General features: G+C 69.9%; 10 protein-coding genes. 5 read left to right on the top strand and 5 right to left on the bottom strand.

The features are described 5' to 3' along the window. Window positions 1-13: 13 nt before the first annotated feature. Window positions 14-1,822 carry an AMP-binding protein gene (locus FNH21_RS10575; RefSeq protein WP_191931852.1) on the bottom strand — a complete coding sequence of 603 codons (1,809 nt, stop codon included), beginning with the start codon at window positions 1,820-1,822 and terminating at the stop codon, window positions 14-16. 131 nt (window positions 1,823-1,953) lie between these two features. Between FNH21_RS10575 and FNH21_RS10570 the strand changes: the two genes are divergently transcribed. After that, window positions 1,954-3,051: an ROK family glucokinase gene (locus FNH21_RS10570; protein ID WP_152814976.1), complete on the top strand. Its 1,098-nt coding sequence runs from the start codon at window positions 1,954-1,956 to the stop codon at window positions 3,049-3,051. Between the two features lie 58 nt (window positions 3,052-3,109). On the opposite strand, the gene FNH21_RS10565 is transcribed toward FNH21_RS10570, so the two are convergent. Then, on the bottom strand, window positions 3,110-3,676 hold the full coding sequence (locus FNH21_RS10565) for a hypothetical protein (protein ID WP_152814973.1): 567 nt from the start codon (window positions 3,674-3,676) through the stop codon (window positions 3,110-3,112). A gap of 284 nt (window positions 3,677-3,960) precedes the next feature. On the opposite strand from FNH21_RS10565, the gene FNH21_RS10560 reads away from it, so the two are divergent. Both FNH21_RS10560 and FNH21_RS10555 read left to right on the top strand, forming a co-directional pair. Beyond that, entirely contained in the window at window positions 3,961-4,824 is an 864-nt protein-coding gene (locus tag FNH21_RS10560; RefSeq protein WP_191931851.1) for a 1-acyl-sn-glycerol-3-phosphate acyltransferase, read from the top strand. Window positions 4,825-4,920: 96 nt separating this feature from the next. Continuing rightward, window positions 4,921-6,303, top strand: a complete 1,383-nt coding sequence (locus FNH21_RS10555) for a class II 3-deoxy-7-phosphoheptulonate synthase (protein WP_191931850.1) — start codon at window positions 4,921-4,923, stop codon at window positions 6,301-6,303. 135 nt (window positions 6,304-6,438) lie between these two features. On the opposite strand, the gene FNH21_RS10550 is transcribed toward FNH21_RS10555, so the two are convergent. Then, a complete protein-coding gene (locus FNH21_RS10550; RefSeq protein ID WP_152814970.1) occupies window positions 6,439-8,760 on the bottom strand; it encodes a Stk1 family PASTA domain-containing Ser/Thr kinase in 2,322 nt (773 codons plus the stop codon). A gap of 101 nt (window positions 8,761-8,861) precedes the next feature. Next, complete coding sequence (locus FNH21_RS10545) at window positions 8,862-10,460, bottom strand: lytic transglycosylase domain-containing protein (RefSeq protein ID WP_152814967.1); 1,599 nt, start codon at window positions 10,458-10,460, stop codon at window positions 8,862-8,864. 305 nt (window positions 10,461-10,765) lie between these two features. Between FNH21_RS10545 and FNH21_RS17095 the strand changes: the two genes are divergently transcribed. Next, entirely contained in the window at window positions 10,766-11,119 is a 354-nt protein-coding gene (locus FNH21_RS17095; RefSeq protein WP_338403241.1) for an Rv2175c family DNA-binding protein, read from the top strand. Window positions 11,120-11,160: 41 nt separating this feature from the next. On the opposite strand, the gene FNH21_RS10535 is transcribed toward FNH21_RS17095, so the two are convergent. After that, window positions 11,161-12,285, bottom strand: coding sequence for a polyprenyl synthetase family protein (locus FNH21_RS10535; protein WP_152814964.1), 1,125 nt, complete (start codon window positions 12,283-12,285; stop codon window positions 11,161-11,163). A 131-nt stretch (window positions 12,286-12,416) separates the two neighbouring features. Here FNH21_RS10535 and dinB point away from each other — a divergent pair, with 131 nt between their 5' ends. After that, window positions 12,417-13,868 (top strand): DNA polymerase IV, encoded by a 1,452-nt coding sequence (gene dinB / locus FNH21_RS10530; protein ID WP_338403240.1) that lies wholly within the window; start codon window positions 12,417-12,419, stop codon window positions 13,866-13,868. Window positions 13,869-14,085 lie beyond the last annotated feature (217 nt).

Below are 14,085 nucleotides of genomic sequence, written 5' to 3'. Positions count from 1 at the left end.
AGGAGGAGCCTGCTCAGACCCTGGCCGAGGAGTAGATGGACTCGACGACGGCCGAGTAGTCCTTCAGCACCTGGTTCCGCTTGATCTTCAACGACGGCGTCAGGTGCCCGGTGGTCTCGGTGAAGTCCGTCGGGACGATCCGGAAGACCTTGACGGCCTCGGCCCGGGAGACGGTGGTGTTGGCGGTGTCGACGAGTTCCTGGATCTCCGCGAGGACCTTCGGGTGCTCCGCCGCTTCCGCGATGGTGGTCGTGGCCGGGAGCTGGTGCCGCTCGAGCCACCCGGGAAGAGCTTCCTCGTCGAGGGTGATCAGCGCGGAGATGAAGGGGCGCTGGTCGCCCACCACGACGCACTGCGAGACGAGGGCATTGGAGCGGATGGCGTCCTCCAGGACCGCGGGGATCACGTTCTTGCCGCTGGCAGTCACGATGATCTCCTTCTTGCGGCCCGTGATGCGCAGGAACCCGTCGTCGTCGAGCTCACCGATGTCCCCGGTGCGGAACCAGCCGTCGGCGAAGGTGTCCTCGGTCAGATCGGGACGGTTGAAGTACCCCTTCATCACACAGACCCCTCGGGTGAGGATCTCGCCGTCGTCGGCGATCTTGACGGCGTTGCCGGGCAGCGGTGCGCCGACGGTACCGATCTTGATCTTCTTCGGGGTGTTCACGGTGATCGGCGCCGTGGTCTCCGTGAGGCCGTAGCCTTCCAGGACCATGAGCCCGATGCCGTGGAAGAAGTGGCCGAGGCGGTCCCCGAGCGGCGCGCCGCCCGAGACCGCGTGCTGGACCCGCCCGCCCATGGCGGTGCGGATCTTGCCGTAGAGCAGCCGGTCGAAGACCGCGTGCTTGACCTTGAGGCTCAGCGGGATGCGGCCGGCCTGCTCGGCCTTCGACCAGGCGATGGCGACGTCGGCTCCCGCGTGGAAGATCTTGCCCTTGCCGCCGTCCTCCGCTTTGAGCATCGAGTTGTTGTAGACCTTCTCGAAGACGCGGGGCACCGCGAGGATGAAGGTCGGCTTGTAGCTCTGGAGGTCCGGCAACAGGTTCTTGACGTCCGGCGTGTGCGCCACGGTGGCCCCGGCCGCGACGCACAGGACGGAGATGAATCGGGCGAACACGTGGGCGAGGGGCAGGAACATGATGGTCTGACCACCTTCACGTGCCACCTCGGGGAGGGCCGCAGCAGCGTTCTCCGACAGTTCGACGAAGTTCCCGTGGGTCAGCTCGCAGCCCTTGGGCTTCCCGGTGGTGCCCGAGGTGTAGATGATGGTCGCGACGTCGTCGAGCCCGGCGTAGGCGCGGCGGTCGGCCAGCATGGCGTCGTCCGTCCCTGCACCTGCGGTACGCAGTGTGTCGAGGCCGTTGCCGTCGAACTGCCAGACATGCTGCAGGGAGGTGATGCCCTCGAGCGCCACGGCCTCGCGCACCACCTGCTCATGGCGCACAGCCTCGACGAAGGCCCCGACCGCGCCGGAATCGCTGAGGATCCAGGCCACCTGGGCGGGAGAGGAGGTCTCGTAGACCGGCACGGACACGGCTCCGGCGAACCAGATCGCGAAGTCGGCCAGGGACCACTCGTACCGCGTGCGGGCCATGATGGCGACCCGGTCGCCGGGCTGGATACCGGAGGCGATCAGTCCCTTGGCGATGTCCTCGACCTGCCGGCGGAACTCCGTCGCGGGGATGTCCTCCCACTCACCCGAGGGTCGCTTGACCGCGAACAGTGCCGGATCGGACGGCTTGGCCGCCTGGCGGATGACGAGATCCGCGATGTTGGACCGGCGGGGAACGTCCACGAGGACGGGAACGCTGATGTCGCGCACGATAGCTCCTTTGGTATCACCCTGATCGTGGGTCGTCCCAGCCTATCGGTTCCCCTGCTGCACAGACCGTCCAGTAGTGTACGGATCGGTAACGGCGGCGCGTCGCGCGGTCTGTGACAAGGAAGGACCGCATGGCGATCACGCCCGAGCCGACTGCACCGAGGGTCCGCCGGCCTCGCAGCGAGGCCCCGGCCGGATGGCGGACGAACGGCCCCCTGTCGCAGCGAGCAGCGCGGTCCTCCTTCCCCAACCCGGCACGGCGAGGACTCTCCGTGGGCGTGGACATCGGCGGCACGAAGGTCGCCGCAGGGGTGGTGGACGTGCACGGCCGCATCCTCGCCGAGGCCCGCAGGGCGACGCCGGGACAGGATCCCCGCGCGGTCGAAGCCGTCATCTCCGATCTGGTGCGCGAACTCTCCGACGAGTACCGCATCCGCTCGGTCGGCATCGGCGCCGCGGGGTGGATGGACCTGACCAACAGCACCGTCCTGTTCAGCCCCCACCTCGCATGGCGCAACGAGCCCCTGCGGCGCAACCTCGAGAAGCTGCTGCGCCGACGGGTGACGGTGGTCAACGATGCCGACGCCGCCGCGTGGGCGGAGTGGCGTTTCGGGGCCGGTCGTGGCGAGACCCGCCTGGTCTGCGTCACGCTCGGGACGGGCATCGGTGGCGCGATGATCATGAATGGCCGCGTGGAGCGCGGGCGCCATGGCGTCGCCGGGGAGTTCGGGCACCAGATCATCGTGCCGCAGGGTCACCGCTGCGAGTGCGGCAATCGCGGGTGCTGGGAGCAGTACGCCTCGGGCAACGCTCTCGGCCGCGAGGCGAGGGAGCTCGCTGCAGCGAACTCACCCGTCGCACGGGCGATCATCGACGCCGCCGGCGCGGATGCGGGGAACGGCTCGGGCATCACCGGCGCCCTCGTCACCCGCCTGGCGATGGAGGGTGACCCGGCGTCGCGGGAACTCGTCGACGACGTCGGGCAGTGGCTGGGGCTCGGCCTCGCCAACCTCGCGGCCGCCCTGGATCCCGGGACCTTCGTGATCGGCGGCGGGCTCAGTGATGCGGGCGAGCTGCTCCTGGATCCCGCGCGTCGCGCCTTCGGTCGGAACCTGACCGGTCGGGGCTTCCGGCCCGCGGCGAGGATCGAGCGTGCCGCGCTGGGACCCCAGGCGGGGCTGATCGGTGCCGCGGACCTGTCACGCCTGCTGTCCCGCAGCGGAACCTGACCACCGCCACCGGTGCCTGCCCGACCGGGCGGGGAACGGGTTCGGAGGACGGACGCCGTCAGACCTCGGCGCCGTCATCCCCGATGTCCCGGTGCTTCGGCAGCTTCGTCACGAGGTAGCCCGCACCAGCGAGGAACAGGGCCAGCACGGCCAGTGTCGCGGCCAGGGGAGCATCCTGCCAGAACATGGCGAACAGGAGCAGCAGGACGGGCCCGCCGGCGGCACCCACCCAGGCCAGAACGGTGAGTGGGTCGCCCGAGCCCAGGGGTGGCGGCTCGTCCGGGGTGAAGCCGTCGTCCTCCTCCGGCTCCTCGGGGGCGACATAGTCGCGTGGCCCCGCCGAGGCGAACGGCTGGTTGCGGAAGATGGCATCGGCCCGCTCGCGATCGGTCAGGCCGTCCGGCTCTCCACCGCCCCGTGCCGCGGGAGCTGCGCCGGCCGCATCGGTCCTGTGGACACCGCGACCCTCGGGACGCGCTCCCGGCGCCCCGGCGGGCGGTTCCTGGGCACGGGGTGACGCCTCGGTGGCCAGGGGATCGGAGGCGGTGCCCTCCAGCCGCGCGACGAGGTCCTGCCACACGGCGTCGTCGGTGGATTCGTTCGGTTCCTGACCTCGGGGGCCCATACTCTGCTACCTGCTGTCGCGTGCTGCGCCTGGGCCCGAGGACATCGGGCCGGCATCCTGGTGATGGGAGGGCGTGCTCGCCCCATCGTGGACACCACGCGGCGCTACGTCAACCGGCCGCCAGCGTGTCGGCGGTGCTCGACGCCGGGCGGGACCGGGTGCAGGGGCGGCGCACCCCGGAAAGGACGGGCGTCCGCCGGGTCGGCCCCCTTAGAGTAGGCTTCCACAGGAAAAAGCGGGTGGCACGCCACATGCCGCACCGTCCATGCAGGGAGGCTGGCAGCGTGTTCTATTGGGTCATGAAACGGATCATCGTCGGTCCGATCCTGAACCTCCTCTTCCGGCCCTGGGTCAAGGGACTCGACAACATCCCGTCCGCCGGGCCCGCCGTGATCGTCAGCAACCACCTGTCCTTCTCCGACTCGATCTTCCTGCCGATCGTGTCGCCCCGGCCCGTCGTGTTCCTCGCCAAATCGGAGTACTTCACCGGCAAGGGCATCAAGGGCAGGCTCACCGCCCTGTTCTTCCGCCTCTCCAACCAGCTGCCCATGGACCGTTCGGGCGGTGCGGCGTCGTCGTCCTCGCTGACCGCCGGCATGGACATCCTGAACGAGGGCGGCATCCTCGGCATCTACCCCGAAGGGACCCGCAGCCCCGATGGCCGCCTCTACCGCGGCAAGACCGGCGTCGCGAAGCTCGTGCTGGCCACCGGCGTACCGGTCATCCCGGTGGCGATGATCGGGACGGACAAGGTCCAGCCCATCGGTCGGCGCATCCCGAACATCAGGCGCGTCGGGGTCATTATCGGGGAGCCCCTGGACTTCAGCCGCTACGGGGGACTCGAGGACGACCGCTTCGTCCAGCGGTCCGTGACGGACGAGATCATGTACGAACTCATGCGCCTCTCCGGCCAGGAGTACGTGGACGCCTATGCCAGCACGGTGAAGGAACGCCTCGCCGCGGAGAAGGCAGCGGGCCGCAAGACGCCGAAGCCCGGTGCGGACACGCGGAAGGCCGCCGTCCGCATCTCTCCCGACGCTCCCGCTCCCGGCGCCGTCACGGAGATCGGCAGGGCCGGGAGGAAGCAGCCCGGTGCGGACGAGGCCGGTGCTGCCGACGGTCCCGATTCCAGGCCGCAGGCAGGCTAGGCGCAGTCCGCCCGGGCTCTCTGCTCTGTGACCTGTCGCGACGCGGCGATGACGGGCCGAATCGGGGGCCCGACGGCCAGCACGTAGAATCCCGGTGTGACCGATTCACTAGCTCCCGCCCTTCCGCGTACCGCGGAACCCACCCCGTCCACCACCGATGGCCTCGATGCCTGGCGCTCGATGGCCGCCGTGCAGCAGCCGTCGTGGCAGGACGCGGGGGTCTATTCGGCGTCGGTGAAGGAGCTCTCGAGCCTGCCGCCCCTGGTGTTCGCGGGCGAGGTGGACGTGCTGCGCGAGCGACTCGCCGCCGCGGCACAGGGCAAGGCCTTCCTCCTCCAGGGCGGCGACTGCGCCGAGACCTTCGACGGCGCGACCGCCGACAAGATCAGCGCCCGGGTGCGCACCATCCTGCAGATGGCCGTCGTCCTCACCTACGGAGCGTCCCTGCCCGTCATCAAGATGGGCCGCATGGCGGGCCAGTTCGCCAAACCCCGCTCGTCGAACGACGAAACGCGCGACGGCGTGACCCTTCCCGCCTACCGCGGCGACATGGTCAACGGCTACGACTTCACGCCGGAGAGCCGCGCCCACGATGCCTCCCGCATGGTGAAGGCGTACCACACGTCCGCCTCGACGCTGAACCTCATCCGCGCCTTCACCCAGGGCGGGTTCGCGGACCTCCGCCTGGTGCACCACTGGAACAAGGGCTTCATGGCCAACCCCGCGCACTCCCGCTACGAGTCGCTGGCCCGCGAGATCGACAGGGCCGTGCGGTTCATGGACGCCTGCGGCACGGACTTCGAGGCGCTGAAGCGCGTCGAGTTCTTCGCGAGCCACGAGGCCCTGCTCCTGGACTACGAGCGGGCGCTCACACGCATCGACTCGCGCACCTCCCTGCCCTACGACACCTCGGCGCACTTCCTGTGGATCGGGGAGCGTACCCGCGACATCGACGGTGCACACGTCGATTTCCTCTCGCGCGTGCGGAACCCCATCGGCGTCAAGCTCGGCCCGTCCACCTCGGCGGACGACGCCCTCGCCCTCATCGACAAGCTCGATCCGAACCGTGAACCGGGCCGCCTGACCTTCATCACGCGCATGGGGGCGTCGAACATCCGCGAGAAGCTGCCCTCTCTCGTCGAACGTGTCACGGCGTCCGGTGCGCAGGTGCTCTGGGTCACCGACCCGATGCACGGCAACACCGTCACCTCGCCGAACGGCTACAAGACCCGTAACTTCGACGACGTCATCGACGAGGTCCGGGGGTTCTTCGAGGTGCACAACGCCCTGGGCACCTTCCCGGGCGGGCTGCACGTGGAGATGACGGGCGACGACGTCGCCGAGTGCCTCGGGGGCGCCGATCCGATCGACCAGGAAGCCTTCCTAGAGCGCTACGAGTCGGTCTGCGACCCCCGCCTGAACCATATGCAGTCCCTGGAGATGGCCTTCCTCGTGGCAGGAGCGCTCTCCAGGAGCTGAGGCTCCGGCACTCGGCCGGATCGCGCACCCCCGCCCGCAGGCGGCCACCCGAGGTGGCCGCCTGCCTGTATCTGGTGCCTGTATCCGATGCCTGTATTCGATGCCTGTATTCGATGCCTGTTTCCGGTGACGGTGTCAGGTAACGGTGATACGGACGGTCGTCCCCTCGGGCTGCTCACCCGTCAGGCTCTGCCCTGCGACGAGTCCGAGGACCGAGCCACCGAAGGTGTAGTCGACCTCCACCACGAAGCCCGCCTCCTCGAGTGCGGCGACGGCCCGGTCCTCGGACAGCGAGAAGACGGTGGGCACCCTCACCAGGCGCGGCCCCTGGGAGAGGGTCAGCGTCACGGTCGCACCGCGCTGCACCTCGGTGCCCGTCGGGCTCTGGCTCACGACGGCTCCGCGTGGCACCGTGCCGCTGAACTCCTCGACCCCGGCCACGGCGGGTACGAGGCCCGCCTGCTCGAGGGCGGCCGAGGCTTCCTCCGCCGTGAGTCCGGTGACGTCCGGGACGGCGACGGGCGCCGGACCGCGCGACACCACGAGGTCCACCGTGGAATGACGACGCCGCTCCGCGTCCGCTCCCGGGGTCTGCCGGAGGACGTTCCCGGCGGGAACGGTCTCGCTGTACTCCTGTTCCAGCCGTCCCACGGCCAGACCGGCGGCACCGAGACGCGCCGCGGCATCGACCTCGGCGCGTCCGAGGAGGTCGGGGACGGCGAAGAGCTCCGGGCCTTTCGACACCATCAACTCGACACGCTCGAAGCGCCTGACCTCGGAGGTGGCGGCCGGGTCGGTGGCGACGACCAGCCCGGCGAGGACCCGCTCGTCGAACACCTCCTCGGTGGCGATGGCGGACAGGCCCTGATCCGCGAGTGCCGCCCGGGCCTCCTCGAGGGGTGTGTTGCTGACGTCGGGCAGGGACACGAGTCCGGCCGGCCCGGCGCCGAAGAACCAGCCCGCGGTCGCCACGAGGCCGGCGAGAAGGACGAGCAGGACGACGAGCGCGCGGACCCAGCGTCGGCCGGCTGTACCGTGCAGCGACTGCTGCGGGCGCTGCGCCTCGCGGGACTGCTGCCGTTTCGACAATGGACGGGCTGCGCTGCCCCCGGCACGCACGGGGTCGGCGGTCGGACCTGGAGCGGCGTCGGACGATGTGCGTCGCGCCGCGGACGGAGCGGGCTCCTGACGGGAGGACGCCGGTGCAGCGGCTGGCATGGCACCGATCACGCGTGTGGCGTTCCGGTCCGTGCCGATCACGCTCGTCCGATGTGCCTCGTCGAGGGTGCGGAAGACCTCCGTCGCGCCGGCCGGAGCGGGGAAGGGGTGCTGCGCACCGGTCGAGGGGCGTGCCAGTGCCTCGGTGTGGTCCTCGCGCCCACCGGCCGGCTCCGTGCCGATGCCGTCCCGCCGCTCCCCGTGCCATGGGCCGGTCAGTCCGTCCTGCAGGATCTCCGTGCCGGTTGCAGCATCGGACGACGGCCACGCGGCGGTGCCGTCGTCGCGCCGGGCGTCCGGCAGGCGGGGAACGACGGCGGCAGTGAGGCTCTCCTGCACCGCAGCAGCGCCCGCCGTCCCGACCGGGACGAAGTCGAGCTCCTCGTCGGTGAGGACGGTCCGGATGTGCCGGAGTTCACCGAGCAGCGCCGCGCCATCGACCGGACGGTCCTCGGGATCCCGAGAGGTGCACCACTGGACGAGTTCGTCGATGTCCTGCGGAAGACCAGGGAGGAGGACGGAGGGGGCAGGGACGTCCGACTGCGCGTGCTGGATCGCGACCTGGATCGGCGTCTCGCCCGTGAAGGGCTGCCTGCCGGTCAGCAGTTCGTAGAGCATGACGCCCGTGGAGTAGATGTCGCTCTGCGCCTCCGCCGGCCTGCCGAGCACCAGTTCGGGGGAGAGATACGCGACCGTCCCGACGAGGGTCGCGGTGCCGGTGGTCGCCGATACCGCCCGGGCGAGACCGAAGTCGGCGATCTTCACCTGCCCACTGTCCGAGAGCAGCACGTTCTCGGGCTTGACGTCGCGGTGGATGAGCCCGGCGTCGTGCGCCGCGGCGAGACCTTCGACGACGGAGTCGAGCAGGACCAGTGCATGCCGGGGCGTGAGACGGCCGTGTTCGCGGAGGACCTCGCGCAGTGTGCGCCCCTGCACGAACTCCATGACGAGGTAGGCGATGGCCTGCCCCTTCACCTCGTCCACACCCTGGTCGAGCACGCCGACGACGTGGGGATGCGAGAGTCTGGCGGCGGACTTCGCCTCCTGCTCGAACCGGTCGATGAAACCGGGTTCGTCGGCGAGGTGCGGATAGAGCACCTTCAGCGCCACGCGCCGGTCCAGCCTCCGGTCCGTGGCCAGGTAGACGGTCGACATCCCGCCTCGGGCCAGGCGGGATTCGACGACGTACCGTCCGTCGACCGTCGCGCCCTCGAGCGGGTCCCTCCGTTGCTGGTGCACCCTCCGATACTAGGCGGGGACGACGGAAGGGGGCGGGACCACCACGCGATCCCACCCCCTCCTGTCCGCGGTCACAGTCCCGGAGGACGGACCTCCGCGGCCTACCGGAAGTTCTTCTGGTGGGCCTTGATGGCGGCGACGTACTGCTTGGTGTCCTGGAACATCCCGCGGGTCTGCACGGAGTACGCACCCTGGTAGTAGGAGGCGATCGCGATGTCGAGGGAAGGACTGGTCCGCACGAGCGACCGGATGATCGCAACCCCAGCCGTCGCGTTGTCGTACGGGTCCAACAGGTTCAGCTTGCGGCCCACGAGGTCACTCGCCCACTGTCCCGAGGAGGGGATGACCTGCATGGTGCCGATCGCGTTCGCAGGGGAGACGGCCCGCTGGTTGAAGCCGGACTCCTGGTAGGCGAAGGCGAGCGCCAGGCTGGGGTCGACCCCCATGGAACGGGCGGTGTCGGCCACGATCTTCTGCATCTCGGCCTGCGACGGTGCGGGCAGGGAGTTCAGGAGCGCCTTGTTCGCATTGGCGTCCGCGACGACGCGGTCCGGGTACGTGTAGCCGAGGAAGCTCGACGGCACGAGGTCGGAGGGCGAGGGTGCGGGCGCCGGGGCCGGCGACGCACCCTTGCCGGGAATCGTGAGTTTCTGGCCGGGGTAGATCACGGTGGCCGTGGTCATCGTGTTGGCGCCCAGCAGCGCCTGCAGGGAGACACCGTGGCGGGAGGCGATGGCGCCGAGTGTGTCCCCGCTCTTCACGGTGTAGGTCCCGGCCTGCGGCGCAGGCGCCGGGGCTGGGGCCGGGGCTGGGGCCGGGGCGGGCTTGCCGGGCGCGGGAGCCGGTGCTGCGCCCTTGCCGGGGATCGTCAGTTTCTGGCCCGGGTAGATGATCGTGGTCATGGTCATCTTGTTGGCGCCCAGCAGCGCCTGAAGGGAGACACCGTGGCGGGAGGCGATGGCGCCGAGCGTGTCCCCACCCTTCACCGTGTAGGACCCGGCCTGCGGCGTAGGCGCCGGAGCCGGAGCGGGCTTGCCGGGCGCGGGAGCCGGTGCAGCGCCGGTGCCCCCGATCGTCAGCTTCTGGCCCGGGTAGATGATCGAGGTCATCGAGAGCTTGTTGTCCGAGAGGAGGCTCTGGAGGCTGACCCCTGCACGCGAGGCGATGGCGCCGAGGGTATCGCCCGGCTTCACCACGTATGTCGAGCCGGAGGTCTTCACCGCCGGGGTGGCGGGAGCGGAGGACGCAGGCTTCTCCGCCCCGGCCTTACCGCCGAGCGTGATCTTCTGGCCCGGGTAGATCACGGTCCGGGCGTTCATCCGGTTCAGGCTGAGGAGGCCGTCCGTTGACAGCCCGTGGCGCTTGGCGATCGCTCCGATGGTGTCGCCCGGCTTCACCGTGTACTCGGCGGGAACGGGCTGGGCGGCGATCGCGATCTTCTGCGCGGGTACCTGCACTGCCACCAGGGCAGCGGGCACGATCGTGCGCGAGGGCAGGGAGACCGTAGCGGTGCCGAGATGACGCATGGCCGGCGCGACCTGGGCAGGAGCCGCCGTCGCCGGTTGGGCGAGGGCGACCGAAGAGAGAATCACCGCGGGGAGGGCGGCGGTGGTCACGGCGACATTCAGGCCGCGCGCGCTGGCGCCGGTGGCCTTCCTGCGGGCGCCGTTCAGCGGTGCGTTCGATCGCTGGGCAGTCATGTTTCGTTCCTCGTCTGTTGGCGGCTGAGTCCGCGCGGACGCACGCCCCCGGGATGATGCTTCCTGACCGGGCGCGCGCAGTGCTGGTGATGCTGATGTGTCACCTGTGGTTATTGTTACTTCTGTGACTCATGTGAACTTACACGATGAGCGCTGTAGCACAAGAGGTAGCTGGATCTTGTGAAGCTGCTGCCCGGCGTGTCGCACTTGATCCGCATCGTGTCGCGTATCGCGGACCCGCCGACGGCCTGGGGCGCAGGTCTTCCGAGTGGAGCCGGAATGCGTCGGCATGGCACCCTTGGACGGTGAATGAACTCCAACAGCTCGTCCCGGCCTGGCTGAACCTCCCCGAGGTGGCGCAGGCGCTCGACCTCCCCATCACCCGCGTGCATTCGCTCATCACCGAGCGGGCGCTGGTCAGCGTCCGCATCGGTGAGCGCAACATCCGCAGTGTCCCGGAGGAATTCCTCGTGGACGGGGCGATCCTCGACAGCCTCAAGGGCACCGTCGTCGTCCTGGCGGATTCCGGCTACGGGGACGAGGACATCATCCGATGGCTCTACACGGAGGACGAGTCGCTGCCGGGTCGACCGATCGATGCGCTGCGCGAGGGGCGGAAGACGGAGATCCGCCGTCGGGCGCAGGCCGCTGCCTGGTAGGCCGATATCCACTGCCGGGCGGGTCACGCACCCGCCGTGCTTCAGGCAGTGCGGGTGACGGCGGCTTCGGCGAGGAGGCGCAGGGCCTCGAGCGACGTCGCATCGACCTCGAGCCGTGCGAGGGCCCGGAAGGCCTCGGCTGATCGCTCCTCGATCAGCTTCTCGGTCTGGGCCAGCGCACCGCTCGCGACGATCAGCTCGCGGAGCGTATGCACCGCGTCGTCGTCGAGCGCGGTGTCGCCGAGCATCGCATTGATCCTCGCCCGGACCTCGCTGCCGCTCTCGCCGAGAGCGCGCGCGATCAGGAAGGTGCGCTTCCCCTCCCGGAGGTCGTCGCCCGCCGGCTTGCCGGTCACCCCCGGATCGCCGAACACGCCGAGGACGTCGTCCCGGAGCTGGAAGGCCTCGCCCAGGGGGAGCGCGAAGGCGGAGAAATCCGTGAGCAGTACCTCATCGGCTCCGGCCAGTGCTCCGCCGAGCATGAGGGGCCGTTCCATCGAGTACTTCGCCGACTTGAAGCGCAGGATGTTGAGGGCACGGAGCTCGGCCTGCTCGGGCGTCTGGTCAGGCCCCACCGCCTCCTCGAGCAGGTCCAGGTACTGGCCGGCCATCACCTCGGTGCGCATGCGGTTGAAGATGCTGCGGGCGGCCTCACCCGCTTCGGCGGAGCAGGACGCCGTGAACAGCTCCTCGCTGAACGCGAGGCACAGGTCCCCGGCCAGGATGGCTGCGGATACGCCGAAGCGCTCGGGGTCGAGATGCCAGCCCGCCTCCGTGTGGCGCGCGGAGAACTGCCGGTGCACGCTCGGCCCTCCGCGGCGGGTATCCGACCGATCGATGATGTCGTCATGGATCAGGGCCGCGGCCTGGAAGAATTCCAGTGCCGTCCCGGCGGTCACCGGAGCCGCAGCCCCGGGCTCGCCTCCCGCTGCGCGCCATCCCCAGTAGCAGAGCAGGGCGCGCATCCGCTTACCGCCCCGGGTGAGCGTGGCGATGCTCGAGATGAGGGGCAGTGACTCCTCGGAGATGGCAGTCAGGACATCCACCTGATCAGCCAGGAACTCGTCGATGGTCCTGGTGAGCGCGGACCTGAACAGGTCCTGCTCCGCCGTGATGGCGTCAGGAGCGGGGCCGCCCTGATCAGGGGTGGCAGGTGCGGACAGCATGGATCTCCCGGGCGGTTCGACTGGGTCAGGTCCTCCCACTCTATCGGGCGGCTCCACCCCGACCGGCGGTCCCGAAGGGTCGTCGCGCCCGCCGGGGCCCGGCTGTCGGTGGCACTGCGTACGATGTGGGCGTGGTCAGGGATGAGGGTCGGAAGCCGGTCGAGCATGCGGAGTGCCACATCCTCCACATCGACATGGATGCCTTCTTCGTCTCCGTGGAGCTGCTGGACCACCCTCATCTGCATGGCGTTCCCGTCGTCGTCGGATCACCGTCCGGCCGCTCCGTCGTCCTGTCTGCGTCCTACGAGGCACGCGCTTTCGGGGTGCGCTCCGCGATGCCGATGTCGGTCGCCATGCGCCAGTGCCCCACCGCGGTGATCCTCCCGCCTCACCATCGTCGGTACTCGGAGGTCTCCGGGCAGGTCATGCGGATCTTCCGTTCGGTGACGCCGCACGTGGAGCAGCTCAGCGTCGACGAGGCATTCCTCGACGTGGCCGGGTCCATGCGACGACTGGGCGGTCCGCGCGAGATCGGTGAGCAGGTGCGCGAGGAGATCAGCTCCACCCTCGGTATCACCGCGAGCGTCGGCGCCGCGACGACGAAGTTCGTGGCCAAGATCGCCTCCACGCGGGCGAAGCCCGACGGACTCCTGCTGATCCCGGGTGACCGGACGGTCGCCTACCTGCACACCCTCCCCGTCTCGGCGCTCTGGGGGGTCGGCGCGAAGACGCAGGAAGTCCTGGCCCGCATCGGCATCCGCACGGTGGAGGACGTGGCGCACACGCCGGTCACCACCCTGAGGCGCCTGCTCGGAAGCTCCGGCGAGCACGTGCACCACCTCGCCTGGGGGAGGGACCCGCGGCGCGTCGTCGTGGCGCGGCCCGAGAAGAGCATCGGAGCGGAGGAGACGTTCTCCAGGGACATCGACGATTCCGACGTACTACGGCGGGAACTGCTGCGGCTGGCGCACCGTACGGCGACCCGGCTCCGCGCTTCGGGCAATCGGGCCGGCGGAGTGGCGCTCAAACTGAGGTACGCGGACTTCTCCACCCTGACGCGGTCGAAGAAGTTCGATGAACCCGTCGACAGTGCCAACGCCCTGTACACGGCGGCGACGGCCCTGCTCGCCGCCCTCGGTGATCGGCCCATGGCCGTGCGGCTCATCGGCCTGCGCGCCGAATCGCTCGAGAGCGGGGGAGACGGCTCCACGCAGCTGACGATCGACCGGCGCGACGACAACTGGCGCCTTGCCGAGCGGGTGCTCGACGACGTGAACAGGAGGTTCGGCGACGCCGGCGTCGTGCCCGCCGGGCTGCTCGCTTTCCGACGTGCGGACGAGGCCCGTCGCGGGCGATCAGGAGGGAAGCCGCCCGCTGCCGGTGATGCTGGTGGAGGCACTGCCCCGGATGTGGGCGGAGGTGCGGGCGGACGCGCCGCTGGGGGTGCTGGTGGAAGCGCGCTGGGCCAGGCTCGCGCAGCGTCGGAGACGGGGGCCGGCAGGCGGGCCGGAAATCACGATCGATCGGGCGGTGGAGTGTCCTTCCGGGGAGCCCGGCAGACCGACCGTGATCCGCGTGCCTGAGCGGTATAAGGGGTCGGGGCGCCTCCGCGGAACCCCCCTTGCATTCCGCATTGTGACTTTGCGGGCACCACGTAGCAAACTAGTCTTGAAGCAGGTAGTCCAGCTGCCGTCCAGCACGCATTTGCACCCTCCGGAGCCCGTGGTCATCGACCCCTCCACCGGGAACCTGGTGAGCGTTCGGGACGTTGGGTGGGTGGAGGAACGTTGGTACCCATAT

Source organism: Arthrobacter bussei (assembly GCF_009377195.2).
Taxonomy (GTDB): domain Bacteria; phylum Actinomycetota; class Actinomycetes; order Actinomycetales; family Micrococcaceae; genus Arthrobacter_D; species Arthrobacter_D bussei.
Note: the sequence above shows the minus strand (reverse complement) of the source record. Positions and strands in the feature narration are given on the sequence as shown.